Origin of the sequence: Knoellia locipacati (assembly GCF_044791685.1) — a bacterium.
Lineage (GTDB): Bacteria > Actinomycetota > Actinomycetes > Actinomycetales > Dermatophilaceae > Knoellia > Knoellia locipacati_A.
Genome location: NZ_CP087730.1, coordinates 1,927,727 through 1,953,098, shown reverse-complemented (window position 1 = coordinate 1,953,098; position 25,372 = coordinate 1,927,727). Strand labels below are relative to the sequence as shown.

The window sequence follows — 25,372 nt, the reverse complement described above, 5'->3', positions numbered from 1 at the left end:
CCTCACCAACTGGTGTTGACCTCGCCACCGGGCGCACGGCCGCACAGACAACGGTGGGGTCCACCGTCGGAGACCATCCGGGTCAGGCGCCCTCGGCCGTGTCGACGCGCGCCGGCGGGTAGGGCGTGAACATCCCGCCCGGGAGCCCGGCGACCACGGGGCTGACCGCGGACGCGGCGCCCTCGAGCAGGTGCTCAGGTGCCGTGCCGGCGGGCAGCCGCAGCGCCTCCGCGAAGGCCGCGGCGTCCGCGGGGCGCTTCTCGGGCAGCTTGGCCAGACCGGCCAGCACGGTGGTGCGCAGGGGCTCGGGCACCGTCTCGGGCAGCTCCGGCGCCGGCTGCCCTACGTGGGCCAAGGCGGTGGTGATCATCGACTCACCCACGAACGGTCGGGTGCCGGTGATCATCTCGAATCCGACGACCGCCAGCGCGTAGATGTCGCTGGCGGGCCCGGCGGGGCGGCCCTGGACCTGCTCGGGAGAGAGGTAGTGCGCGGTGCCCAGCATCTCGCCGGTCTGGGTCAGGCCGGAGCCCGCCATCGCCTTGGAGATGCCGAAGTCGGTCAGGCGCGCGTAGCCGTCGGCATCCACGACAATGTTCGCCGGCTTGACGTCGCGGTGGACGACCCCGGCGTCGTGGGCGGCCTGGAGAGCCGACGCCGCCTGGTGGAGGATCTCGGTGGCCTCCTCAGGAGGCAGCGCACCCCGCTCCGAGATCACCGAGGACAGCGGCTTGCCCTCGAGCAGCTCCATCACGAGGAAGGCCGAATGCTCGCCCTCGCCGAAGTCGTGCACGGTGACGATGTTGGGGTGCTGGAGGCCGGCGGAGTTCACCGCCTCGATGCGGAACCGCTCGGCGAAGGACTCGTCGCCACTGGAGTCGGGTCGCAGGACCTTGACGGCGACGGGTCGCTGCAGCGTCTCGTCGAGGGCGCGCCAGACCTGACCCATGCCTCCCTCGGCGATGAGCTCCTCGAGGCGGTAGCGGTCGGTCAGCAGCAGGCCGGGTGCGTAGTTCACGGGCGAGGCCCGAGATCACCTGCGGCGGGGGAGGTGCAGGGCATCGGGAGGCAGGGACGAGCGGTGGTCACGGGAGTCCTGGCGGGTGGGCGCCCTCCACATCGGAGGGACGGCTGGACACCATTGTCGCAGGTCGCGGGCCCGCGGTGGACATCACGAGTGGGCGACGCGTGAGCGATGAACCGCACGGCTCAACCGCCGGGGACCATCCAGCGCAGGATCTCGACCAGCCCGACGACGGCGCACACCACGACGAACGCCGCGATGACCCACGCGATGATCTGGGCGGCATCGATGCCACCCGTCGACTCCGGCGGCGAGCTGGGCGTCCCGATCGCAGCCAAGGCGGCCGCATCACGAGCGTCCCTCGCCTCCAGGGCCTTGGCCCGCAGCGCCTCGACCTTCTTGGAGCGGGGCTCCTGCCGGACCGAGCGCGGCAACGAGCGCCACATCGCGGCGAAGTCGTCGCCGTGGGTCGCCCGCCAGGCCTCGACCGCAGCCTCGACCTCGGGCCCCTTGACCCCGGCCCCGAACCACGCCGCCCCCGCGGCCGGGAGGTCACCCATGCCGTGGTGGACCTCACCGAGCAGGCGCAGCGCCTCGACGTCGCGCTCCTCGCGCACGTGCGCTGCGAGCAGGTCGCGCGCCACCCACAGCTCCTTGCGCTCGATCGCCGCGGTCGCCTCCGTGACGACCGGGCTGCTCGTACCGGCGTCGGCGGCGGAGTCGGACGTGGTGTGTGTGTCGGACCTGTCGGTCGACGGTGCGGAGTCGCGGGGAGCGTCAGGCATGACAGCCAGCGAACCACACCGCCGCACCTGTCCGCGCGACCGGCACACACGGCATACGAACGCTTTGCCCGTATGCCGTCCGCCCCCGCGACGTGACCCAGCCCACTAAGCGTGCGCTTAGTCACAAACCCGGACACTGCCTTGCCTCGACCTACTCGCCGGTAGCACCATGGAATCCATGGGCCACTACAAGAGCAACCTGCGCGACATCGAGTTCAACCTCTTCGAGGTGTTCGGTCGCGGTGACGTCCTGGGGCAGGGCCCCTACGCCGACGTCGACGCCGACACCGCGCGCGAGATGCTCAAGGAGCTGGCGCGCCTCTCCGAGAACGAGATCGCCGAGTCCTTCCAGGACGCGGACCGCAACCCGCCCGTCTACGACCCGGAGACCCAGGTCGTGACGATGCCGGAGTCGTTCAAGAGGTCGTATGCCGCCTACCGCGAGAGCGGCTTCTGGAACGTCGACGTCCCCGGCGAGCTCGACGGCACGGTCGCCCCGCCGAGCCTGCGCTGGGCCATGAACGAGCTCGTCCTCGGCGCGAACCCGGCGCTCGCGATGTTCAACGCCTCCTACTCCTTCGCCAAGCTCCTCTACGTCCTCGGCACCGAGGACCAGAAGAAGCTCGCCCGCTGGATCATCGAGAAGGACTGGCACTGCACGATGGTCCTGACCGAGCCCGACGCGGGCTCGGACGTCGGCGCCGGCCGCACCAGGGCGACCCAGAACGAGGACGGCACCTGGGACATCACCGGCGTCAAGCGCTTCATCACCAGCGCCGAGTCCGACATGGTCGACAACGTCGTCCACTTCGTCCTCGCCCGCCCCGAGGGTGCCGGCCCCGGCACCAAGGGCCTCTCGCTCTTCATCCTCAGCAAGTACGCCGTCGACCTCGAGACCGGTGAGCTCGGCGAGCGCAACGGCGTCTACGTCACCAACGTCGAGAAGAAGATGGGCCTCAAGGTCTCGACGACCTGCGAGCTGACCTTCGGCGGCGAGAAGCCCGCCACCGGAACCCTGTTCGGCGACGTGCACGACGGTATCGCCCAGATGTTCCGTGTCATCGAGAACGCCCGCATGCTCGTCGGCACCAAGGCCATCGCGACCCTCTCGACCGGCTACCTCAACGCTCTCGAGTACGCCAAGGAGCGCGTCCAGGGCGCCGACCTCACCCAGCAGACCGACAAGGCCGCGCCGCGCGTGACGATCACCCACCACCCCGACGTGCGCCGCAGCCTCATGCTGCAGAAGGCCTACGCCGAGGGCCTGCGCGCGCTCGTCCACTACACCGCGAGCCAGCAGGACGTCGTCGACACCGAGCAGCTGCGCACCGGCGCCGAGCAGATCGACCAGGGCACGCCCGCCGAGCTCGCCAACCGCGTCAACGACCTGCTGCTCCCGATCGTCAAGGGCCTCGGCTCCGAGCGGGCGTGGGTGCTGCTCGGCACCGAGTCGCTCCAGACGTTCGGCGGCTCGGGCTTCCTGCAGGACTACCCGGTCGAGCAGTACGTCCGCGACGCCAAGATCGACACCCTCTACGAGGGCACGACCGCGATCCAGGGCCTCGACTTCTTCTTCCGCAAGATCATCAAGGACAAGGCGCAGGCCCTGACCACGATCGCCATGCAGGTCCAGGAGTTCGCCAAGGACCTCGGCGGCCACGGCGGCCGGCTCGACCGCGAGCGCGAGCTCCTCGGCGAGGCGCTCGAGAACGTCCAGGGCATCCTGGGCTACATGGTCGGCGAGCTCATGAAGTCCGACCCGCGCCAGGGTGGCGATGTCACCAACCTCTACAAGGTCGGACAGAACACCAGCCGCCTGCTCCTCGGCGCCGGTGACCTCGTCGTGGGCTGGCTGCTCCTGCGCCAGGCCGACGTCGCCCTCACCGCGCTCGAGGGCGAGGTCAGCGCGAAGGACAAGGACTTCTACACCGGCAAGGTCGCGGCCGCGCAGTTCTACGCCCGTCAGGTGCTCCCGCGCCTCGCGGCCGAGCGCACCATGGCCGAGGCCACGGACAACGAGCTCATGGACGTGCCCGAGTCCGCCTTCTGATCCACTCCTGAGCCAGGGCTCCCGGTCACGAACACCAGGTATGCCGTCCGCGCCACGAGCGCGGACGGCATACCTGCGTCTGGGGTCAGTGCCGCGAGCAGGGCGTCAGGTGCGCCAGACCGGGGCGACCTCGCGGTGGTAGCTGCGGCCGAAGCCCTTGCTCAGGAGGAACCTCACCGGTGCCGGGACGGTCCGGGCGAGCGCCTCGTGGGTGGCGGGGTCGCCGCCGTCCTGGAGCCACGCGAAGAGCTCCCCGGACAGGCTCAGTGGGCCCTTGCGCAGCTGCTTCTCGACGGCCTTCCACTCCGGGGTCTCGACCCGCTCGGTGATGATCGGCATCACTTCGGTCTCCTCGTGCTCGAGGTGGCGCTCGGTGACCCGGGCCGTCTCCGCGAGGACGTCCCCCGCGGCCGCGGCCCTCGCGGCGGTCGGGTAGGTCACGAGCGTGTCGAGGGACGCCGAGACCGCGTCGAGACCGCTGGCCATCGCCCCGTGCTCGCTCTCCATCGCGTCGAGCAGGGCGGGGTCGGCCACACCGAGGTTCCGGACGTAGGGCCAGACGTGGGCGTCCTCGCTCTGGTGGTGGTGGTGCAGCTGGCGGTCCACCGTCTCCCAGGCCCGGCGCAGCTGTCGCGCGCGGCGGCTGTCACCGTCGGGGAACGAGCGCAGCGCCGCCTCGAAGCGCGCGAAGTCGCGACGCACCGCGGAGTGGATGATCTCGTTCATGCTCAGCTCGGCCACACCACGAAGGTATGGGCCGTGGGCTCGACCGGACATGCCTCACACGGGTGAGTGCGGGCTGGCACGACCGGGCCGGGGCGCCTGCTCTCCCCTCCACGAGCAGGCGCCCGGCCACGGGCCTCGACCGGTCGCCCGCTCGAGCCGGCGGATCCCCCGATCCGCGCTGGTGCCAACCTTCCCAGCCCTGTCGGCGGGTGTCGATGGGGAGCCCTCCCCCGGACGCGCGACACCCCGGCGACCGAGGTCGCCGGGGTGTCGTCGTGGTGCCGCGGAGTCGGTCAGAGACGCGAGTCCGGGTCGACGCGGGTCTCGTCGACGCGCGAGCCCGACACCGGGTCGACCTGCGAGGAGCGGGTCGTCGTGAAGCCCGCCGGACGGGTCCGGCCGCGCATGGCGAAGGACAGCAGGATGGCGAGCACGCCGGCGGCGATGAGGATCCACCCGAGCATCCCGTCGTCCATTCCGGGGATGTCCACCTGCAGGACGAACGCGAGGATCGCGCCGATGACGATGAGGACGATTCCGAGTCCGATGTACATGGTCACTCCTTGTGGCCGTGTCCGGGTCAGGGTGCCCGGATCCGGTGATCGACTCTACCTCTGACCTGCGCGAATGACGGGGAGGACAGCACCCGGATTGAGCAGGCCCTCCGGGTCGAGGGCGTTCTTGATCCGCTGGTTGAGCTCCATGACGTCGAGACCGAGCATCGCCGGGAGGGCGTCGCGCTTGAGCCGGCCCACGCCGTGCTCGCCCGTGATCGTGCCGCCGAGCGCGATGGCGGCGGCGAGGATGTCCTCGAACGCCGCTCTGGCCCGGGCTGTCGAGTCCGGGTCGGCGGCGTCGTACATGACGATCGGGTGCGTGTTGCCGTCACCGGCGTGGGCGACGCAGACGATGTCGACGCCGCGCTCGACACCGATCTCCTCGACCCGCGCCACGAGGTCGGGGAGCTGCGGGACGGGAACGCCGACGTCCTCGAGGAGCAACGACCCCGCCGCCTCCGCCGCGGGGAAGGCGAGGCGGCGGGCGCGCACGAACGACTCGCCCTCGGCCGGGTCGTGGGTCGTGAAGACGTCGACCGCGCCGGCCTCGACGCAGGCCTTCTCGATGACCTCCATCTCCTGCTCGCGCGCGCCCTCGGGGGCATCGGACTGCACGAGCAGGAGGGTGCGCTCGCGATCGAGGCCCATCGGCGCGAAGTCCTCGACCTGGTTCACCGTCGGCCGGTCCATGAGCTCGACCATGGACGCGCGCACGACCCGGCCCATGGCGACGACGGCGTCGGCGGCGGCGCGCACCGTGTCGAACGTCGCGACGAGCGTCGACGGCGCGAGCTGGGCCGGCACGAGACGCAGCGTGGCCCGGGTGACGATGCCGAGCGTGCCCTCGCTGCCGACGAAGAGCTTGAGGAGGGAGAGTCCTGCGACGTCCTTGATCCGCTTGCCACCGAGGGTGACCAGCCGCCCGTCGGCGAGCACCACGTCGAGGCCGAGGACGTAGTCGGTCGTCACGCCGTACTTGACGCAGCAGAGTCCACCGGCGTTGGTCGCGACGTTGCCGCCGATCGAGCAGATCTCGAACGAGCTGGGGTCCGGCGGGTACCAGAGGCCGTGCTGGGCCGCGGCCTTCTTGACGTCCGCGTTGAACGCGCCCGCCTCGACGACGGCGCACCGCGCAGCCGGGTCGATCTCGATCGCGGTCATCCGCTCGAGGCTGACGACGAGGCCCCCCTCGACCGCCGACGCGCCTCCGCTCAGTCCCGATCCCGCTCCGCGGGGGACGACGGGTATGCCGTGGCTCGCCGCCCAGCGCACGGCCACCTGGACGTGCTCGGCGGTCTCGGCACGCACGGCCGCACACGGCATACCGGCTTCGGGGTCCTTGGCCCAGTCGAAGCGGTACTTCTCGAGCGCTTCCGGCCTCGTGGCCACCACCCCCTCGGGCAGGGAGTCGGCGAGCTCGGCGACGGCGGCGCTGCGATCGGTCACCCGGCCATCCTAGGAACGCGCACACTGGAGTGCCGGTCGAGGCCGTGGAGGAGGGTCCTGTGAGGCGCTGGTGGGTCGTCGCCGTGCTGGTCGCGCTCGCGCTCACGGCGGCTGCATGCACGGCGCGGGAGGATGCGGGGATGACGACACCAGCGACGGACCTGCTCACCGCCGCCGAGGCCGGCGACGCCGAGGCCGTGACCGCAGCCCTGCGCGCCGGCGCGGACGTCGAGTCGCGGGACTCGTTGGGCCGGACCGCGCTGCTGCTCGCCGCCACCCACGACCACGTCTCGGTGGCCGAGGTGCTCGTCGCGGAGGGAGCGTCGGCCGACGCCCTCGACGACCGACACGACACCCCCTGGCTCGTCACGGGGGTGACCGGCAGCGTCGCGATGCTCGAGGCACTGCTGCCGGCGCAGCCCGATCTGACGATCCGCAACCGCTACGGCGGGGTGTCCATCATCCCGGCGAGTGAGCGCGGGCACGTCGACTACGTGCGCCGGGTCGTCCGGACCGGCATCGACGTCGACCACGTCAACGACCTCGGCTGGACCGCGCTGCTCGAGGCGGTGCTCCTCGGTGACGGCGGCTCCCGCCACCAGGAGATCGTGCGGATCCTCCTGGAGGCCGGAGCGGACCGCTCACTCGCGGACCGCGACGGCGTGACCGCGCTGGAGCATGCCCGGACCAAGGGTCACACCGAGATCGCGCGGATCCTCGAGGGCTGAACGCGTCACTCGGTGTCGGAGGCTCGGGGCAGGATGGGACGCATGGCCACGATCGTCTTCCTCCATGCCCACCCCGACGACGAGGCCTCCGGGACCTCGGGCACGATGACCCGTCTCGCCCGCGAGGGGCACCGCGTCGTCGTGGTCTACGGCACCGGCGGCGAGCACGGCACCTCGCCCGACGACCTGCCTGATGGGATGACGCTCGCAGAGTTCCGGCGGCGCGAGGCCGAGGCCTCCGCCGGGGTGACTGGCGCCGAGCGCATCGAGTGGCTCGGCTACGTCGACTCGGGCATGCACGGCTGGGAGCAGAACGCGCACGAGCAGTCGTTCCACGGCGCCGACCTCGACGAGGCCGCGGGCCGGCTGGTCGAGGTGCTCGACGAGGAGGACGCCGACGTCCTCGTCGCCTACGACTGGCACGGCGGCTACGGCCACCCCGACCACGTCAAGGTCCACCACGTGGCCCACCGTGCCGCGGACCTGGCTGCGCAGCGGCCGCGGCTGCTCGAGTCGACGATGAACCGCGACGCCATGCGCGTCGGCTACCAGCAGGCGCTGGCGGCGGGTCGGGGAGACGAGAGCTGGGATCCCGACGCCCCCATCGACGGTGGCGAGCCACTGGGGACTCCCGAGGCCGGGATCCACTGGCGGGTCGACGTCACCGCCGACATCGAGGCCAAGCGGGCGGCACTGGCCTGCCACGCGAGCCAGACGAGCGACGTCGGGATGATGCTCCAGATGCCAGAGGACGTCTTCCTCGCCTGGTTCGGCACCGAGTTCTACATCGAGCCGGGGCGCGCGGCGGGCATGGTCGACGGGTGGCCGTTCGCCGACCTCGACGCCGGCTGACCGACGCTGCTCAGGCCGGGGTCGTCAGCGAGCCGCGGACGATGCTGTCGCCGGAGTGCTGCGGCTTGTCGTCGAACTCTTCGCGAGACAGGTCGACGACGACGTAGCCCTCGTCGAGCAGCCGGCGCGAGATCGGGAACGACCCCTCGCGGGCGTCCTCCCCGAGGACACCGACCGAGACCATGCGCTTGCCGTCGCGGTTGATGAGCCACACCTCGACGTAGCCGCTCGCGCCGCGGTCGAGCGCTGACGCGGACACCTGCAGGGTGACCGCGTCTGCCTGCTCGCTTACCGTCGCCCGACCCAGCTGCTGCTGGGTGTCGAGGGTGTCGAGCTCGGCGGACGCGACGGTGCGAGCGGGCTCGGAGCCTGGGGTCTGGATCCGGTCCGCGATGACGAACCCGCCTGCACCGACGAGCACCCCTGCGGCACACGCAGCGGCCAGCCACGAGAGCGGAGGGCGTCGACGCGGACTCGACGACGCCGCGTTCTGGCGGGTCCGCAGCGGCACGACGACCTCGGGTGGACCTGTGGTCGTGGCCGCCGAGGTGGTCTCGTCGGACATGAGCCCTGCGAACGGCCGGTCGGCGGAGGAGTGGTCGCCAGCGGACTCGTTCGCGATCGACGGGTCGTCGACAGCCGACGGGTCGGCGTCGAGCTCGGCCTCGATGCCCTCCCAGACTGCGGGAGGAGGAGTCATCAGCTTCACCGTGGACCCGTCGCGCGCCACCTCGACGGTGCGCCGCAACGACGCGAGGAGGTCCCCGCAGACCGGGCACTCGGCCAGGTGCGAGCCTTCGTCGCCCTGCGGCACGTCGGCCAGCGCGAGGTCGACGAGGCGCTCCTCGGCGATGTGGGTGCCATCGGTGAGGCTGTCGTGCGAGCGTGGCGTGGGGGTCATGCGGTCACCTCCTCGAGGCGGTTGCGCAGGTCCAGGAGACCGCGACGGATGTGGCTCTTCACCGTGCCCAGCGGCAGGTCCAGCGCATCGGCGATGTCCTGCTGACGGCGGTCCTCGAGGATCGCCATCCGGATGATCGTGGCGCGGGGGTCGCCCAGCGCCTGCAGCTCGTGGGCGAGGACGACGCGGTCGGTGGCGTCCTCGGGGTGGGCACCGGTCGCGACGTCGGGAGCGACGACGGAGAGCACCTGTTCGTCCCGGTCACGGCGCGCCCTCGCAGCGTGGTGGTCGGCGCAACGACGGCGGGTGATCGTCGCGAGCCATCCGGCCAGCGACCCCGACCGCGGGTCGAGGGACCGGCGGCTCCGCCACAGGGCGACGAACACCTGCTGGGTGATGTCCTCGGCGTCGTGGTGGCTCCCGACCGACCGCATGGCGAGGGTGTGCACGAGGCCACCGAACCGGCGGTAGACCTCTGCGAGGGCATCCCGGTCGTCGTCGGCGACTCGCTGCATGAGCGCGGCGTCGCTGACCCCCGGGGGCGCATCACTCACCACCCGGCTCACGATAGGCGACACCATCAGTGACGGTGGCACGGCGGGCGATGGCGACGACATTGTCCTCATAGTGGCGAGTCCTCGGGTTCCACTCGCCGCCACAGCTGACGAGGTGCAGACGGGCTGGGCCGGATCGTGAGAAGAGGGCGTCGGTGTCCAGGGCGGTCTTGGCGTACTGGTCGACCCGCTCGACGACGTACTTCACCCGCGCGCCGCCCACGGTGACGACGATCGTGGCGCCCTTCTTCAGGCGGGGGAGCTTCGCGAGGGGCCCGACCTCGTCGCGCGAGTCGACGTGGGCCGAGATGACACTCGCGCCGGCCGCCGCGGTCGGTTCGGGGCCGAAGCGGTACCAGCCGCCGATGTCGGGATCCTTGGGCAGGGCCATCTGGCCGTCGGCCGCCACCCCGACCGGGACCACGGGGAGCACGACGTCGAGCGACGGGATCTCCACGCGGAACCGGTCGGCGCCGGCGTCCTGCTCCGGGGCGGGAGCAGCCGGCGTGCGGGACGGGACCGCCGGTCGGACGACGGGCCGATCCTGGGCACTGCTCGCAGTGGGGGAACCCGGCGGTGAGGGCGTCGCTGGTGGGGTGGTGCGCGACGACCCCGCCGAGGACGACGGCTCGAGGGCCGCGGTCACCTCGACGGGGTCGGTGAGCCTCGGTGGTGAGAAGGCGGCATACCCGGCGAAGCCGAGCACACCGGCGAGGAGCGCGACCACCGTGACGATGGCCGCCCTCCCCACACCGGAGCTGGTCGTGACTCTCACGTCAGGCGCGGACGTCCTGGCGACGGCGGGTCGCGGCGAAGGCGAACCCACCCATGAGCAGCGCCGCGCCACCGGCGACGGTCAGCTGCTGCCAGCCGCTGGTGGCCGACTGGCCACCGTCACCACTGGGGACGCCGCTCGGCGCGCTGTGCAGCCCGTCGATGGTCTGCACGGCGAGGTCCAGGTTGTCGTCGGCAGCCGAGCCCCAGGCGTAGACGATGGTGTTCGTGCCCTCCTTGAGGTCGACGTCGGCGGGGCCGATCGCGACCGTGTCGGTGCCGGCGAGCACGACGTCGGCGGAGACGGAGCCCGCGGGCAGGTCCGTCTTGGCCTCCTTGGGGTTGACGAGGTTCGGGAACGCGACCTCACCGTTGGCCCGCACGTCGACCGCGGGCGCGGCGGCGGTGTGGCGCACCGTGATCCGCGCCTGGCCGGCCGCGGTCGGCGCGGTGTCGTTGACGAACGGCGTGAGCACGGGAGTGCCGCCCTCGTTGAGGTGCGCGACGACGGTGACGTTGGCGCCACCGGGCACGGCGACGTCGTTGGCCTCGATGACCGCCGCACCGTCGCCGCCCGCGCCCGCTGCCGTGACCTTGAGGTCGTAGGACCCCTCGGGCAGGGTCAGCGGGTCGGTGAGGGTGCCGGGCGTGAAGTCCTCGAGGATCGCGTCACCGTTGGCGTAGACGTCGACGGTGGCGCCGGGGACGGCGTGCAGGATCGAGACGGTCGCGTCCGCGGCATACGCCGGGGCGCTGAGGGCGGCGGTGAGGCCGCTCGTGACGGCGAGGATGGCGAGGGGACGGGTGTGTCGCATGGCTGGACTCCTGAAGTTCGGTCTGGCGAGAAGGGGTGGGGTGGGCGCGGTCAGAGGTTGACCGGACGGAGGACGTCGGTGATGCCGTGGGCGAGCTGGGCGTTGCCCTTGTTGAGGTTGAGCGCGAACGGGTTGACGAACGGGTTGCGGTCGTCGGTGTCCTGGTCGCGGAGCTCGATGATCGGCAGGTAGCGGCTGTAGGAGCGGACGGTGATCGTTCCGCTCTGGGCCGTCTTCAGCACCGCGCCGTTGGCGGCGATGGCCTGCCTCGACGTGATCGCGGGGCCGGGGACGACGTGGTAGAGCAGGACGGTCTCGACGGTGTCGATGCCGAGCCCGGCAACGGCCCCGAAGACGGCCTTCTCGGAGGAGGGGCGCGAGCCGCTCAGGTCGGCGACGAGCGACTGGAAGGCACGGTCGTTCGGGATGAAGGCCGTCAGCGGGACGGACCCGTCGGCGAGCAGCCCGACCTTGCTGGCGGGCTTGTTCGCGAGGACGGCGAGGACCGCCTCGGTGACGATGTCGTAGTCGTACCAGTTGCTGTCGAACTGGTTGCCGTCCGCGGTGAGCACCGCAGCGAGGCTGCGCGTGCCGGTCGTCCCGGTGGCAGTGCTCGTGGCTGAGGCGGACGGGGCGAGCATCACTCCGGCAAGGCCGGCGGCGGTTGCGGCGGCGAGGATCCTGCGAGGCGTCATCGGTCGGGCTCCCTTTTCTCGGGGACGCGGAAGTACGTCCATGCCTCTACTTCCGCCCCGACCCCCCAGAGGGATGCACCTTGGACAAACTTTCTACAAAGTTTCTCCGGCCGTGCTCAGAGCCGGCGGTCGGCGAGCACGGGAAACGCCTCTCGGGTCCTCGCGACGAGCCCGGGGTCCAGGTCGACGACGAGGACCTCCTCGTCGGTGCCTGCCTCCGCGAGGACCTCGCCCGTCGGCGCGACGACCTGGCTGCGCCCGCCCATCTCGGTGCGGGCGTGGGTCCCGGCGGTGTTGCACTGCACGACGAACGCCTGGTCCTCGACCGCGCGCGCCCGCCCGAGCAGGGTCCAGTGCGCGACGCGAGCAGCCGGCCAGGCCGCGGGCACGACGAACATCTCGGCGCCGGCGTCCAGCTGCCGCCGGTAGAGCTCGGGGAACCGCAGGTCGTAGCAGGTCGAGAGCCCGGCAGTGACGGACTCGCCTGCGCCGCAGGGGATCTCGACGGTGACGACGTCGGTGCCCGCCTCGAGGAGCTTGGGCTCTCCCGCACCAAAGCCGAAGCGGTGGATCTTCCGGTATGCCGTCCGCCCACCGTCCGCGGTCACGAGCAGCGACGTGTTGGCCAGCGTGCGCCCGTCGGGCCCGGGCTCGGGAAGCCTCTCGACGAAGGACCCGGCGTGCAGGGTGACACCGACCTCGGCAGCGAGGCTCGCCATCGCACCCACCCAGGGGCCATCGAGCGGCTCGGCGGCGTCCTCCCACCGTCGGTAGTCGAAGCCCGTCGGCGCCCAGAGCTCGGGCAGGACCACGAGGTCCGGGCCCTGTTGCGTCCGGCGTCCTGACGACATGGCCCCCGAAGGTGCGGACGCCACGGATCGGACGAGGGCGCAGACCCGGTCGACGCGCTGGGCGAGCGGCTCGTCGTCGTCGTACCCCACCTGGACCAGGGCGATGCGCATGTCAGTCGACCTCCTCGACCTGCTTGCCGAGACCTCGCAGGCGCTCGTTGTAGGCCCTGAGCTCGGCGTCCTCGTCGCGGTCGGCCTGCCGGTCGAGTCGCACCGTCTCCTGCCGGTCGCGCCGGAACCACTGCCGGGCGACGAGGATCGCGAGCACGAGCGTCGGCGCCTCACCGAAGCCCCAGGCGATCTCGCCGGCCCGCTGCTGGTCGGCGAGCGGGTCGGGAGCCCACGGCAGGTTGATCTGCTCGAAGAACTCGGGGGCCAGCAGGAACTGGGTGCCGGTGAGGGCGACGCCGAAGAAGGCGTGGAAGGTGATCGTCGCGAAGAGGATGAACAGGAGGATGGCCGGCGACCACTTCGGCGGGCCGGGGTCGATGCCGATGAGGACCCACGTGAAGAGGTAGCCGGTGAGGAAGAAGTGGGCGAGCATGAGCAGGTGGCCCGAGTGCGTCGTCAGGGCCAGCTCGAACAGCGGTGACCAGTAGAACGCGGCGAGGCTGCCGAAGAAGAGGACCGCCGCCACGACCGGGTTCGCGAGCACTCCCATCGCGCGTGAGTGGACGACCTGGAGGATGAGCTCGCGTGGCCCCCAGGTGCGGTCGGGCCGGGAGGGCAGGGTGCGCAGGGCGAGGGTCAAGGGCGCAGCCGGCACGAGCAGCAGCGGCACGACCATGGCGACGACCATGTGCATGACCATGTGCACCGAGAACTGCACCCGGCCCCAGATGTCGGGGGCACCGCTCGTGGCCCAGACGAACGCGAACCAGCCCAGCGTCCAGAGCACCGTGCGGTGGACCGGCCACGCGTCACCGCGCCGGGCGAGGCGGGCGACGCCCGCGGCATACAGTCCGACCGCCACGACCGCGATGGCGAGCATGAGCCAGTTCGGACGCCACTGCGTGAGCCAGTCGGCCGTCGACATCGGACCCGGGTCGGGGAAGCCGGTGATCGACAGGACCGCGCTCGGGGTGAGCTCGGCGTCCGGGACCGGCGGCGGCGTGCGGCCGAGGACGGCGCCGAGGCCGAGCGCCGCGGCCATGAGACCCAGCTCGACGAGCACGAGGCGACCGAACCCGGTGCCGTCCGTGCTGATCGTCGCGATGACGCGACGCCGCTGCTGCCACCCGATGACCCCGAGCACGAGGATGATCACGGTCTTGGCGACGACCATCGCGCCGTAGGCGGACGTGATCCCGGCGAACGACCCGAGCCGGATGACTGCCTGCTGGAGCCCGGTGACGGCGACCGCTGCGTAGGACCAGCCGGCCAGCACCGAGTAGCGCCCGACCGTCGCGGCGAGGTCCTGCCCGATCCGCGGCTGCATGAGGGCGATGGCGAGGAGTCCACCCACCCACACCGTGACGCCGACCAGGTGGACGCCGAGCGAGTTCACGGCGTCCTCGTGGCTCGCGCTGCCGGCCGAGTGCCCGGTGAGCGCGACGATGACGATGCCGGCGAGCGTTGCGGCCGCAAGCCACGCGTATGCCGTCCGCGACCTCGCGAGGAGCGCCCCGATCGTCACCACGAGGGCGACCCCGGTGGAGATGGAGAGCACCCGGGTCACCTCGAGCGACCACACGAACGTGAGGAACTGGCGCCCCAGCTCCGGGTCGCCGAGCCGCAGCCCGGCGAGCGAGGCGAACGTGAAGAAGACACCGAGCCCGGCGGCGACGAACCAGATGACGCCCGTGACCGCGGCGAGGCGGGAGGCCTGGACCCGGCGTTCGGTCGAGCGGCGCTCGGGGACGAGGAACGCGGCGAGGAGCAGGAGGCCGAGGGTCGCGGCCGAGGCGAGGTCGCTCACGACGCGCACGAGCGGCAGGGACCAGCGCACCAGCGGACCGGGGTCGTCGAGGACGAGCGGCGAGAGGACACCCGCCAGCGACGACACGACGAGGGCCACGACGAGCCCGGAGACGCCGACGACGGCCACCGGCCCGATCGGCGTCCGGGCGGGTGCGGTGGCGGTGCTCATGCCCCACAGCGTAGGCAGGGGGAGGCGGTGACGGTCCAGCCACCCGCCCTCCGGCACGGTCCTGCCAGACTGGCGGGACCGTGATCACCCCGACCTCTCCCCTCACCCTCGGCCTCGACGTCGAGTCGGGTCCCGATGCCGTCTGGGAGCTGCTCGTCCGGGTGTCGGAATGGCCGCGGTGGGGGCCGACGGTGCGCGAGGCGCGTCTCGACGACGGCTCACCCGTCCTGTATGCCGGCGCGGCCGGTCGGGTGCGGACGGTCGCCGGCCCCTGGGTGCCGTTCCGTGTCGAGGGCTGGCGAGCGGACGACGAAGTGCGGCACTGGTCGTGGCGCGTGGCCGGCATACCGGCAACCGGCCACACGGTGACCCGGCTCGCGCCCGGCAGGTGCCGGGTCGAGATGTCGGCGCCGTGGTGGGCGGGGGGCTACGCGCCCGTCCTGTGGCTCGGCCTGCGGCGGGTCAGAGCACTGGCGGAAGCACGTCCAGCTGGAGGCGGCACCACGGGCTGATCTCGCGACGGCCCGCCAGGGCATCACTGCGGAACGTGGTCCAGTCCACCCACTCGTGCTCGGCCACCTCGGTCGGGTCCGGAGAGAGCTGAATCGGGTCCTCGCAGCGGGCGACGAAGACGGGGCAGACCTCGTTCTCGACCACTCCGTCGTCCATGACGGCGCGGTAGCGGAACGTCGGCAGGACCGCGCGCAGGTCGGTGACCTCGATCCCGAGCTCCTGGCGGAGGCGGCGGGTCACGGCGTCCTCGACCGGCTCACCCGGCGCCGGGTGGCCGCAGCAGCTGTTGGTCCAGGACCCCGGCCAGGTCGCCTTCGACCAGGCGCGCCGGGTGACCAACAGCCGGCCGGCGTCGTCGAGGACGTAGCAGGAGAAGGCGAGGTGCAGCGGGGTGTCCTCGTGGTGCACCTCGCTCTTGAGGGCGTCGCCGATCGGCCGTCCGTCCTCGGCGAGGAGCACGACCCGCTCCGGTGCGGTCGTCATGCGGGCCGCGCGAGCTGGTTGACCGCGGCCCGGAAGACCCGCGGGGCGACGCGGGCAGCGGGGACGATGGCGCGGCGCACGGACGGCACCCGGGTCGCGGTGACGAGCCCGAGGGTGAGCAGGTCGTGGCTGCGGCCGACCCGTCGCCACGCAGCCTCGTAGGACTCCGGGTCCCCGGCGACGACCGCCTCGACCGCCGCCCTGGCCTGCGCCAGACCCAGCGCGAGACCCTCGCCGGTGAGGGCGTCGACGTAGCCGGCGGCGTCACCCACGAGCAGGACCCGCCCGCGGACCCGGCGGCGCGAGCGCTGCCGGAGCGGGCCTGCGCCGAGCACCGATGACCTCGCGTGGCCGGCGATCCGGTCTCGCAGCACGGGGAACTCGCCGAGCAGGTCGTCGAACGGCCGACGCTGGGCGCTGAGGAGCGCGAGCCCGACCTCATCGGGCCCGACGGGGGTCACGTAGGCCTCGCCCGCAGCAGCCCAGTGCACCTCGACCATCGAGGACCACGGCGCGCAGTCGACGTGGACCCGCTGCCCGTAGCGCCGGTGCCTCGCGCGGGGGGCGTCGAGGCCAAGGAGTCTGCGGAGCGGAGAATGCAGGCCGTCGGCGGCCACGACGTGGCGGACCTTCTCGCCGTCGACGACGACGTGGTCGGAGCGCTGCTCGACCCAGCTCACCGCCGACTGCTCGATGGTCACCCCGGCCTCGATGACGCGCTCGAGCAGGGCCGCGTGAAGGCGGGTCCGGCGCACCCCGAGTCCCTGGCCCGACCGGAACGGCGCGTCGACGGCGTGGTGTCCGTCGACGTAGCGGATGCCGTCGATGGGCACACCCTCCACATCGACCCCGAGGTCCTCCAACGCCGCGAGGGCGCCCGGCATGAGCCCCTCCCCGCAGGCCTTGTCGATCGTCCCGGCCCGCGGCTCGCGCACGGTGACGTCGAGACCGGAGCGGACGGCATACAGGGCGGTCGCCAGCCCCACCGGACCGCCGCCGGCCACGAGCAGGTCACGCACGGGAGCCCACCTCGACCGGGGGCAGGGTGGCGAGCGCGGCGTTCTCGGCACGCAGCCGCACGGTGAGCAGGGCAGCGTTCGCGACGGTGAAGACGAGCGCCGTGACCCAGCTCGCGTGCACCAGCGGCAACGCGACACCCTCGGCGACCACCGCCACGTAGTTGGGGTGCGAGAGCCAGCGGTAGGGGCCCGAACGCACGGGCGCCAGGCCCGGCACGACGATGACCCGGGTGCTCCACCGAGGGCCGAGCGTGACGATGCACCACCAGCGCAGGGCCTGCGCCGCGACGACGACCGCCAGCATCGACCACGCGAGGGCGGCGGGCACGTCGGGCCGGCGGACGAACGCCTCGAGGAGCATCGCCACGAGGAAGCCGGTGTGCAGCACGACCATGAAGGGATAGTGGCCCTGACCGGTCTCCACACCGCCCCGGGCCAGGCTCCAGGCCGCGTTGCGCTGGGAGACGACGAGCTCGGCCAGCCGCTCGAGCCCGACGAGGAGCACGAGGACGACGAAGGCGGTGAGGGTCGTCACCGGTCCATCTCCTCGTCGTCGCGTGCACGCAGGAGGACGAGCTCGGAGCAGAAGCCGGGCCCCATCGCCATGAGCAGGCCGTGGGTTCCGGGCGCGGGTGGCCGCTCGGCGAGCGTGTCGGCGAGGACGTGCAGGACCGAGGCCGACGACAGGTTGCCGATCCGCGACAGGCTGCTGCGGGTCAGCGCGACGTCGTGGTCGGCGAGCCCGAGGGTGTCGCGCAGCGCGTCGATGACCTTGGGACCGCCCGGGTGGCAGACCCACCAGCCGATGTCGTCACGCGTGAGGCCGTGGTCGGTGAGGAAGCGGTCGACGTCCTCCCCGAGGTAGCGCGAGACGATTGCCGGGACCTGCGCGTCGAGCACGATCCGCAGGCCGGAGGCGCCGACGTCGAAGCCCATCGTGCGCTCGCTGTCGGGATAGAGCCGGCTGCGGCTGTCGAGGACCTCGATCCGGCCCTCGCGCTCGGCCCCACCCATGACGACCGCGGCGGCTCCGTCGCCGAAGAGTCCGCTCGCCACGAGGTTGGCCACGCTCACGTCGTCGGGCTGGACCGTGAGGGAGCACAGCTCGACGGCGACGAGCACCGCGACGTCGCCGGGGTGGCCGAGCAGGTGGTCGTGCAGACGCGCGATGCCGGCGGCACCGGCGACGCAGCCGAGGCCGAAGAGCGGGATGCGCTTGACGTCCTCTCGCAGCCCGACGACCCCGGCGATCCGGGCGTCGAGCGACGGCACGGCGAGGCCGGTCACCGTGGTCGAGACGATGAGGTCGACATCGGTGGGCGTGAGGTCCGCTGCCTTGAGCGCGTCCTGGAGGGCCCGCGACCCGAGAGCCACCGCGTGCTCGAGGAAGAGGTCGTTCGCCTCGTCGAACCCCGCGAGGCCCTCGTAGTCCTCGAGCGGGAGCACGAGGTGGCGCTGCGCGACACCGGCGTTGCCGTGGATCGAGCGCAGCAGGCGTTCGCTGACGACCCCCCGCGTGCCGACCACCCGGGCGAACGTGTCGGTGATCTCGCCCTGCTCGTGCCGGTGGCCGGGGAGGGCCGTCCCGACGGACAGCAGGCGGGTGCGCACAGGGGCCTCGCTTCGAGTCGAGCGGCTCATCGGACCACCAGGATGACGACGTCCGTGAGGGCGATCCCGACGGCTGAGTAGAAGGGTGCCCGGCCCCGGCCGACGAGGGCGAGCCCTGCCAAGCCTGCCACGACGACGGCCCCGATGACGACGAGTGCGGTGGCGAGAGATCCGCTGACGAGCAGGAGGGCCGTCGCGCCGACGAGCAGGCCGACAGCGAGGAGGGTGCTGCGACGGGCACCGAGGCGGTGGGGCAGGCCGTGGACTCCGGTGGCGGCGTCGTCGGCGAGGTCCGGCACGACGTTGAGGAGGTGCCCGCCGACCCCGATGAGTGCGCCACCGACGACGACCGCGGCGGGCGGGGCCGACCCCCCGGTGAGGTGGACGAAGACGGGCAGGCCGCCGAACGACACGGCATACGGGAGCCAGGAGAGCACCGTCGCCTTGAGCCAGAAGTTGTAGGTCCACGCCGACGCGACGCACATCAGGTGGACGAGTCCCGGCAGGAGGCCACACGCGAGCGAGAGGACGACCGTGGCCACGACCGCGAGCGCGCAGGCCCGCTGGACCGTGGTGACCGAGAGCGCCCCGGTGGCGAGGGGCTTGTCGGTCCGGCCGACGGTGGCGTCACGGACGCGGTCACGCAGGTCGTTGGACCACCCGACGGAGAGCTGTCCGGCGAGGACGGCCGCGGTCACGGTCGCGACCCGGGCCGCTGAGAGGTCGGCGGAAAGGGCGAGCAGGCCGGCCAGCACGGTGACGGCGAGTCCCGGACCGGCGTGGGCCGCCCGCAGCAGGGCCCCGGCACCGGTCGTCACAGCCTCACCCTAGGCACGCCGGGACTCGTTAGGGTGACGACATGTCGCTGCACCCCGCCGCACCCGAGGACCTGCCCGCACTCACGGCGGCCTACGCCCAGACGATCCAGACGATCAGCGACCTCGGCCACTCGCTGCGTCCCGGGGACGTCGAGCGGGAGACGGCCTGCCCCGGCTGGACCGTGCGCGACCAGTTCGCGCACGTCGTGAGCCTCGAGGCGTGGGTCCAGGGCGAGGAGGTCCCGGACATCAACCTCACCGACCGTCCGGACGTCAAGGAGGGCATCGGCGGCATCGTCGAGCGCTTCCTCGCGTCCCGCCGTGACCGCTCGCTCGAGGAGCTGCTCGAGGAGCTCGACTTCCTCGCCAGCAGCCGGGTCCAGCACCTCGAGGCCGAGTCGACCTCTCCCGAGGACCCGGCCATCGGGCCGTTCGGGCCGACGACCGTGCTCGGCCTCACCGAGAGCCGCCTCTTCGACCTCTGGGTGCACGAGCAGGACATTCGCGAGGCGATCGGCCGCCCCGGCAACCTCGACAGCCCCGCCGCCGCCCACGTCGTGCGGCTCCTCTTCGACGCCCTCCCCCGCATCGTCGCCCGCACCGCCAAGGTCCCCGCCGGGCACGCCGTCATCCTCGACCTCAGCGGGCCAGTCGTCGGTCGCGCGGGCGCCCGGGTCGAGGAGCGGGACGGCAAGCCGCACGGCATACCGCTGTTCACCGGCGGCACCGACCAGCACCCGGACGTCGTCACGACGACCCTCACGCTGTCGACCCAGGCTGCGACGCGGCGCGCGGCCGGCCGGGTGAGCACGGCCGACACGCACGTCACGGTGACCGGCGACGAGGAGATCGCGCGCCGCGTCCTCGACGCCCTCGTCATCGCGCCCTGACGCGGGCCGTCCCACGGCAGCACCAACCCCCGTCCCGGCCCCAGCCCAGCCCGAGCAGCTGAAAGTTGCATCCTGCAACCAATCGGTGCACAGTTGCTTGTATGCCGCAACCACCTGAGGACGCTGTCGACCGCTCCGCCTTCGGCGACGCGCTCGTCCGGGCGATGAAGCTCATGGGGGCCGTCAGGCAGAAGGCCCCACGGGTCAACCCGCTCGTGGACCCCGTGGGCTACCCGCTGATGTTCAACCTCACGGGGGAGCCGCGCCGGGTCTCCGAGATCGCCGAGAGCGTCTACCTCGACATCTCGACGGTGAGCCGGCAGGTCAGCGCGCTCGTTGCGCAGGGCTTCGTCTCCCGGGTCTCCGACCCGAGCGACGGGCGGGCGCACATGCTCACTCTCACCGACGAGGGCCGCACGCTCCTCACCCAGATCCGCGACCGTCGCAACGGCTGGCTCGCCGACGTCACCTCCGACTGGGGCGATGAGGACCTCGCGACGTTCGACTCCCTCCTCCGCCGTTTCTCCGACGACGTCGAGGCACACCCGCCCTTCACCACCAAGGACCCCTCATGACCACCGCACCGGCGGAGCAGCCGCTGACCCACCGGCAGATCGTCACGATCCTCGTCGGGCTCATGTCGGGGATGTTCCTCGCCGCGCTCGACCAGACGATCGTCGCCACCGCGATCCGCACCATCGCCGACGACCTCAAGGGGCTCGAGCACCAGGCCTGGGCGACGACGGCCTACCTCATCACGTCGACGATCGTCACGCCGCTCTACGGCAAGCTCTCCGACATCTACGGCCGCAAGCGGTTCTTCACCGCCGCCATCACGATCTTCGTCATCGGCTCCGTGCTGTGCACCTTCTCCACCTCGATGCTCGAGCTCGCGGCGTTCCGCGCGGTGCAGGGGCTCGGCGCCGGCGGCCTCTTCTCGCTGGCTCTGGCCATCATCGGCGACATCGTCCCGCCGCGTGAGCGGGCCAAGTACCAGGGCTACTTCCTCGCCGTCTTCGGCACGTCGTCGGTCCTCGGCCCGGTCGTCGGTGGCTTCTTCGCCGGCGCGGACTCGATCCTCGGCATCACCGGTTGGCGCTGGGTCTTCCTCGTCAACGTGCCGATCGGCATCGCCGCCCTCGCCCTCGTCTCCAAGACGCTGCACCTGCGCCACCAGCGCCTCGACCACCGCATCGACTGGACCGGCGCGGCCCTGCTGTCGGTTGCCCTCGTGCCGCTGCTGCTCGTCGCCGAGCAGGGCCGCGAGTGGGGCTGGGGATCCGGCAACGCCATCGCCTGCTACGCCGTCGGCGTCGTCGCCGCCGTCCTGTTCTTCTGGCAGGAGTCGCGGATGGGACCCGAGGCGATCCTGCCGCTGTCGCTCTTCCGCAACCGCACCGTTGCCGTCTCGTCCATCGCCTCGATCGTCATCGGCATCGCGATGTTCGGTGGCCTGGCCGCCCTCCCGCTCTACTTGCAGATCGTCAAGGGGGCCTCACCCACCGAGGCCGGACTCCTGCTGCTGCCGCTCACCCTGGGCATCATGTCGGGCTCGATCATCTCTGGCCAGGTCATCAGCCGCACCGGCCGCTACCGAGTGTTCCCGATCATCGGCGTCACGCTGCTCATGGTCTCGCTCTTCGTCTTCCACTACGTCCACTACGACACCCCGCTGTGGCAGACGATGGTCGTCATGGTCTTCTTCGGCCTCGGACTCGGCTTCAACTTCCAGCCGCTCACCCTCGCCGTCCAGAACGCCGTGCCGCCGCAGCAGATCGGCGTCGCCACGTCGACGGCGACCTTCACCCGCCAGATCGGCGGCACCATCGGCACCGCCGTCTTCCTGTCGATCCTCTTCTCCCAGGTCCCCGAGAAGATCGCCGTCGCCATGCGGGCTGCGGCCCCCACCCCGGAGTTCCAGGAAGCCCTGCGCGACCCGGCCAACGCCGAGTTCGCGAAGCAGCTCGCCCAGTCCGGCGGTGGAGGCAACGCCTCCGCAGCCGCGAGCAGCGGTGTGCTGCAGGACAGCTCGTTCCTCACCACCCTCGACGAGCGGCTGGCCAAGCCGTTCCTCATGGGCTTCTCCGAGGCGATGGACCACGTGTTCCTCGTCGGCGCTGCGGTCATGGTGCTCGGCTTCCTCGTCATGTGGCTCCTGCCCGAGGTCGAGCTCCGCAAGGGGTCGGCCTACCAGGAGCGCAACGAGGCGGACGCCGAGGCGGCGTCGGAGGCTGCAGCGGGCCGCTGACGCGCCAGCCCCCCGGGGCCGCGTCAGGGCCTCCGCCGCGGGGCCGCTGACGCGTCCGCGTCGCCGGGCCGCGCCCAACACGTCCGCGCGTCAGCCGTGGGAGGAACGACGAACGGAGCGGCCGAGGGCGCGCCCGGATGCTGCGGCGATGACGGCCGACAGCAGTGCGGCCGTGACGGGCAGGGCGTACGTCTCGTGCGCTCCCCAGGCGTCGACGAGGATGCCGCTCAGTGCCGTCCCCGAAGCCAGCCCGATCAGCAGGCCGGTGATGACCACGGCCAGGCCCTCGGTGAGGAAGGCCCGCGGCACGAGGTGCTGCACGAGGGTCATCCCGGTGATGAGGGTCGGCGCCGTGGCGGAGCCGGCCACGAACATCATCGCGGTGAGACCCCAGAGGTCGTCGATGAGGAGTACCGGCGCCTCGAGGACGAACATCGCGAGGGCGCACCACACGAACCGCCGGGCGATCGGCCCCGAGAACCGCCTGGTGCCGAAGACGATCGCCGACAGCGCCGACCCGAGCGCGAACGCACCGAGGATCACCGAGCTCATCCCCGTCCGCCCCGCTTCGTCCGCGACGGCCACGGCTACCACCTCGTTGCCGCCGAACACGGCACCTACCATGAAGAGGGCGCCGGCCACCGCGGCCACGCCGGGACGGCCGATCGCCAGACCGTGCGGGCGTTCGTCGTGGGGCACGACCGGCGGCTCCGATCGCCGCTCCGCGAGGAAGAGCACCGACCCGGCCGTGAAGACGACGTACGCCAGGAGCAGACCCGCCTCGGGGAAGAGCGTCGTGGCCGCGAGCACGCCGAGCACGGGCCCGAGGACGAACGTCGCCTCCTCGACGACCTGCTCGAGCGACATCGCTGCGTGCAGCGCCTCCGGCTCGTCGTGCAAGAGGTGGACCCACCGGGCCCGCGACATCGGTCCCATCTCGGGGAGGAACGCCGACACGGCATACCCGACGAAGAGGGTCCACGCAGGTGCGCCGACTGCGGAGAGGACCACCGTGACGAGTCCCGCGACGAACGTCACGAGGATGAACGGCAACGAGGCCCGGCGCTGGCCGTGCTTGTCGACGAGGCGGCCGATGACCGGGCCGGCCACGGCGAGGACGACGATCCCTCCGGCCGAGACGGCGCCCGCCAGCCCGTAGGAGTCGCGGCGGGTGGCGATCATGACGATGATCGCGACCCCGAACATCGCACCGCCGACCCGCGACAGCGCACCCGCCGCGAGGAACCGCCACGCTCCCGGGATGGCGAACAGGGGGCGGTACGTCGAGAGCACGGGCCCAACTCTGTCACGCGGCGGCGAGGGGTTCCCCGCCTGTCGGGCGCATCCTGCGCTGTCGCCCGGGCAGAGACCGGCGACAGCGCGAGGTCCCCCCGACAAGCTGTCGGAGGGACCTCGCGTGTGCGTGATGCGACGTGCGGCGCGGCCGCGGTGGTGTCAGCCCCAGACGAGGGCGCGGGCCGGGTCCTGCAGGATCGCGGCGACGTCGGCGAGGTAGCGCGACCCGAGCTCGCCGTCGACGAGCCGGTGGTCGAAGCTCAGCGCCAGCGTCGTCACCGAGCGCGGCTCGATCGTCTCGTTGCCGTCGTCGTCGGTGACGACCCACGGGCGACGGTTGATCGTGCCGAACGCGAGGATCGCCGCCTCCCCCGGGTTGAGGATCGGCGTGCCCGCGTCGATCCCGAAGACACCGATGTTGGTGATCGTGATCGTGCCACCGGACATGTCGGCCGGCTGGGTGCGACCCTCGCGGGCCGTGGCCGTGAGCGCACCGATGGCCTCGGCGAGCCCGCGCAGGTCGAGCCGGTCGGCGTCCTTGACGTTGGGCACGACGAGCCCACGCGGGGTCGCCGCGGCGATGCCGAGGTTGACGTAGCTCTTGAGAACGATCTCCTGGGCCTGCTCGTCCCACGAGGCGTTGATGCCGGGGTTGCGGCGGGCGGCGAGGATCATCGCCTTGGCGAGGATGAGCAGGGGCGTGACCTTGACGTCCTTGAACTCCCTGTCGCGCTTGAGCTTGGCGACGAGGTCCATCGTGGCGGTGACGTCGACGGTGACCCACTCGGAGACGTGCGGCGCCGTGAACGCGCTGCCGACCATCGCCTGGGCGGTCATCTTGCGCACACCCTTGATGGGCACGCGCACCTCTCGCTCGCCCGAACCAAAGGCGCCGTATGCCGTTGCGCCAGAACCGATCCCGCCCGCCGGTGCCGCAGTGGCCCCGGCCGCAGGAGCAGGTGAGCCGGTCGAGGACGGTGCGCCTGCGGCATACCCCTCGACGTCGGCCCGCGTGACGATGCCACCCTCGCCGGAGCCGGGGACGGACGCGAGGTTGATGCCGAGGTCCTTGGCGAGCTTGCGGACCGGAGGCTTGGCGAGCGCCTTGCCGCCCGACGCCGGAGCGGCTTCCGGAGCAGCCGGCTCGGGTGCGGGAGCAGGCGCCGGGACCGCCGGCGCAGCCGCCGGAGCAGCAGCGGCCGACGGGGCGGACGCCTTGCGCGCGCGGCGGGTCGTGCCGCCGGCCTTGGGGCCGTAGCCGACGAGGGTCTTGACCGGCTCCTCCTCGACCTCCGCGTCGGCCGCAGCGGCGGCGTTGCCCGGTCCGACCTCGACCGAGCTCTGCGCACCGGCCTGCACGTCGGGAGTCGCGGAGGGCGCCGAGTCGCCACCCTGACCGTCGTCGATGGTGATGATCGGCGTGCCGACCTCGACCTCGTCGCCGACGTTGACGTGCAGCGCCGAGACGGTGCCCGCCCACGGGATGGGCAATTCGACGAGCGACTTGGCGGTCTCGATCTCGACGACGATGTCGTTGACCTTGACGGTGTCGCCGACGGCGACCTTCCACTCGACGATCTCGGCCTCGAGCAGGCCCTCACCGGGGTCGGGGAGGTTGAAGTGCTTGGCACCCATGTGGTCCAGTCT

Annotated in this window: 26 protein-coding genes; 7 read left to right on the top strand and 19 right to left on the bottom strand. The window is 72.0% G+C overall.

Features of this window, described 5'->3' with window-relative positions:
- Window positions 1-82: 82 nt before the first annotated feature.
- Window positions 83-1,018, bottom strand: coding sequence for a serine/threonine-protein kinase (locus tag LL946_RS09050; protein WP_404386703.1), 936 nt, complete (start codon window positions 1,016-1,018; stop codon window positions 83-85).
- Between the two features lie 191 nt (window positions 1,019-1,209).
- Window positions 1,210-1,809, bottom strand: coding sequence for a hypothetical protein (locus LL946_RS09045; RefSeq protein WP_404386702.1), 600 nt, complete (start codon window positions 1,807-1,809; stop codon window positions 1,210-1,212).
- A 178-nt stretch (window positions 1,810-1,987) separates the two neighbouring features.
- Here LL946_RS09045 and LL946_RS09040 point away from each other — a divergent pair, with 178 nt between their 5' ends.
- Window positions 1,988-3,859, top strand: coding sequence for an acyl-CoA dehydrogenase (locus LL946_RS09040; RefSeq protein ID WP_404386701.1), 1,872 nt, complete (start codon window positions 1,988-1,990; stop codon window positions 3,857-3,859).
- A gap of 105 nt (window positions 3,860-3,964) precedes the next feature.
- On the opposite strand, the gene LL946_RS09035 is transcribed toward LL946_RS09040, so the two are convergent.
- The 3 genes from LL946_RS09035 to LL946_RS09025 all read right to left on the bottom strand — a co-directional run bounded on the left by LL946_RS09035 (window position 3,965) and on the right by LL946_RS09025 (window position 6,588).
- Window positions 3,965-4,600: a hemerythrin domain-containing protein gene (locus LL946_RS09035; protein ID WP_404386700.1), complete on the bottom strand. Its 636-nt coding sequence runs from the start codon at window positions 4,598-4,600 to the stop codon at window positions 3,965-3,967.
- A gap of 278 nt (window positions 4,601-4,878) precedes the next feature.
- Window positions 4,879-5,139 carry a DUF6458 family protein gene (locus LL946_RS09030; RefSeq protein WP_404386699.1) on the bottom strand — a complete coding sequence of 87 codons (261 nt, stop codon included), beginning with the start codon at window positions 5,137-5,139 and terminating at the stop codon, window positions 4,879-4,881.
- Between the two features lie 54 nt (window positions 5,140-5,193).
- A complete protein-coding gene (locus LL946_RS09025) occupies window positions 5,194-6,588 on the bottom strand; it encodes an FAD-binding oxidoreductase (RefSeq protein WP_404386698.1) in 1,395 nt (464 codons plus the stop codon).
- Window positions 6,589-6,647: 59 nt separating this feature from the next.
- Between LL946_RS09025 and LL946_RS09020 the strand changes: the two genes are divergently transcribed.
- Complete coding sequence (locus LL946_RS09020; protein WP_404386697.1) at window positions 6,648-7,316, top strand: ankyrin repeat domain-containing protein; 669 nt, start codon at window positions 6,648-6,650, stop codon at window positions 7,314-7,316.
- A gap of 42 nt (window positions 7,317-7,358) precedes the next feature.
- Entirely contained in the window at window positions 7,359-8,168 is an 810-nt protein-coding gene (locus LL946_RS09015; protein WP_404386696.1) for a PIG-L deacetylase family protein, read from the top strand.
- Window positions 8,169-8,178: 10 nt separating this feature from the next.
- Here LL946_RS09015 and LL946_RS09010 read toward each other — a convergent pair whose 3' ends face one another.
- From LL946_RS09010 to LL946_RS08980, 7 genes are all read right to left on the bottom strand, one after another.
- Window positions 8,179-9,069 carry an anti-sigma factor gene (locus LL946_RS09010; protein WP_404386695.1) on the bottom strand — a complete coding sequence of 297 codons (891 nt, stop codon included), beginning with the start codon at window positions 9,067-9,069 and terminating at the stop codon, window positions 8,179-8,181.
- On the bottom strand, window positions 9,066-9,623 hold the full coding sequence (locus tag LL946_RS09005; protein WP_404386694.1) for an RNA polymerase sigma factor: 558 nt from the start codon (window positions 9,621-9,623) through the stop codon (window positions 9,066-9,068). The genes LL946_RS09010 and LL946_RS09005 overlap by 4 nt, the downstream gene beginning before the upstream one ends.
- Entirely contained in the window at window positions 9,616-10,398 is a 783-nt protein-coding gene (locus LL946_RS09000) for a class F sortase (protein ID WP_404386693.1), read from the bottom strand. Before LL946_RS09000 ends, LL946_RS09005 begins: the two co-directional genes overlap by 8 nt.
- Before the next feature lies 1 nt (window position 10,399).
- Window positions 10,400-11,212, bottom strand: a complete 813-nt coding sequence (locus LL946_RS08995; protein ID WP_404386692.1) for a DUF4397 domain-containing protein — start codon at window positions 11,210-11,212, stop codon at window positions 10,400-10,402.
- A 50-nt stretch (window positions 11,213-11,262) separates the two neighbouring features.
- Window positions 11,263-11,907 carry a fasciclin domain-containing protein gene (locus LL946_RS08990; RefSeq protein WP_404386691.1) on the bottom strand — a complete coding sequence of 215 codons (645 nt, stop codon included), beginning with the start codon at window positions 11,905-11,907 and terminating at the stop codon, window positions 11,263-11,265.
- Window positions 11,908-12,023: 116 nt separating this feature from the next.
- Window positions 12,024-12,869 (bottom strand): carbon-nitrogen family hydrolase, encoded by an 846-nt coding sequence (locus tag LL946_RS08985; protein ID WP_404386690.1) that lies wholly within the window; start codon window positions 12,867-12,869, stop codon window positions 12,024-12,026.
- 1 nt (window position 12,870) lies between these two features.
- The gene (locus tag LL946_RS08980; protein WP_404386689.1) at window positions 12,871-14,847 is read right to left on the bottom strand and encodes a cytochrome c oxidase assembly protein; all 1,977 of its coding nucleotides are present in this window, start codon (window positions 14,845-14,847) and stop codon (window positions 12,871-12,873) included.
- A gap of 80 nt (window positions 14,848-14,927) precedes the next feature.
- On the opposite strand from LL946_RS08980, the gene LL946_RS08975 reads away from it, so the two are divergent.
- Entirely contained in the window at window positions 14,928-15,359 is a 432-nt protein-coding gene (locus tag LL946_RS08975) for an SRPBCC family protein (protein WP_404386688.1), read from the top strand.
- Here the strand turns inward: LL946_RS08975 and idi are convergent.
- Genes idi through LL946_RS08950 form a run of 5 tightly spaced genes read right to left on the bottom strand, consistent with a single transcriptional unit; the run spans window position 15,310 to window position 19,291 of the window.
- Window positions 15,310-15,843 (bottom strand): isopentenyl-diphosphate Delta-isomerase, encoded by a 534-nt coding sequence (gene idi, locus LL946_RS08970; RefSeq protein ID WP_404386687.1) that lies wholly within the window; start codon window positions 15,841-15,843, stop codon window positions 15,310-15,312. The genes LL946_RS08975 and idi overlap by 50 nt on opposite strands.
- Window positions 15,840-16,862 carry an NAD(P)/FAD-dependent oxidoreductase gene (locus LL946_RS08965; protein ID WP_404386686.1) on the bottom strand — a complete coding sequence of 341 codons (1,023 nt, stop codon included), beginning with the start codon at window positions 16,860-16,862 and terminating at the stop codon, window positions 15,840-15,842. Before LL946_RS08965 ends, idi begins: the two co-directional genes overlap by 4 nt.
- Window positions 16,855-17,397: an isoprenylcysteine carboxyl methyltransferase family protein gene (locus LL946_RS08960; RefSeq protein ID WP_404386685.1), complete on the bottom strand. Its 543-nt coding sequence runs from the start codon at window positions 17,395-17,397 to the stop codon at window positions 16,855-16,857. The genes LL946_RS08965 and LL946_RS08960 overlap by 8 nt, the downstream gene beginning before the upstream one ends.
- A complete protein-coding gene (locus LL946_RS08955; protein WP_404386684.1) occupies window positions 17,394-18,503 on the bottom strand; it encodes a type III polyketide synthase in 1,110 nt (369 codons plus the stop codon). Before LL946_RS08955 ends, LL946_RS08960 begins: the two co-directional genes overlap by 4 nt.
- Entirely contained in the window at window positions 18,500-19,291 is a 792-nt protein-coding gene (locus LL946_RS08950; protein WP_404386683.1) for a UbiA family prenyltransferase, read from the bottom strand. Before LL946_RS08950 ends, LL946_RS08955 begins: the two co-directional genes overlap by 4 nt.
- Window positions 19,292-19,332: 41 nt before the next feature.
- On the opposite strand from LL946_RS08950, the gene LL946_RS08945 reads away from it, so the two are divergent.
- The 3 genes from LL946_RS08945 (at window position 19,333) to LL946_RS08935 (ending at window position 22,429) form a co-directional block, all read left to right on the top strand.
- A complete protein-coding gene (locus LL946_RS08945) occupies window positions 19,333-20,181 on the top strand; it encodes a maleylpyruvate isomerase family mycothiol-dependent enzyme (protein WP_404386682.1) in 849 nt (282 codons plus the stop codon).
- 101 nt (window positions 20,182-20,282) lie between these two features.
- Window positions 20,283-20,756 (top strand): MarR family winged helix-turn-helix transcriptional regulator, encoded by a 474-nt coding sequence (locus LL946_RS08940; RefSeq protein WP_404386681.1) that lies wholly within the window; start codon window positions 20,283-20,285, stop codon window positions 20,754-20,756.
- Window positions 20,753-22,429 carry an MDR family MFS transporter gene (locus tag LL946_RS08935; RefSeq protein WP_404386680.1) on the top strand — a complete coding sequence of 559 codons (1,677 nt, stop codon included), beginning with the start codon at window positions 20,753-20,755 and terminating at the stop codon, window positions 22,427-22,429. The genes LL946_RS08940 and LL946_RS08935 overlap by 4 nt, the downstream gene beginning before the upstream one ends.
- Window positions 22,430-22,519: 90 nt before the next feature.
- Here LL946_RS08935 and LL946_RS08930 read toward each other — a convergent pair whose 3' ends face one another.
- The gene (locus LL946_RS08930; protein WP_404386679.1) at window positions 22,520-23,722 is read right to left on the bottom strand and encodes an MFS transporter; all 1,203 of its coding nucleotides are present in this window, start codon (window positions 23,720-23,722) and stop codon (window positions 22,520-22,522) included.
- Between the two features lie 162 nt (window positions 23,723-23,884).
- The gene (locus tag LL946_RS08925; RefSeq protein WP_404386678.1) at window positions 23,885-25,360 is read right to left on the bottom strand and encodes a dihydrolipoamide acetyltransferase family protein; all 1,476 of its coding nucleotides are present in this window, start codon (window positions 25,358-25,360) and stop codon (window positions 23,885-23,887) included.
- Window positions 25,361-25,372 lie beyond the last annotated feature (12 nt).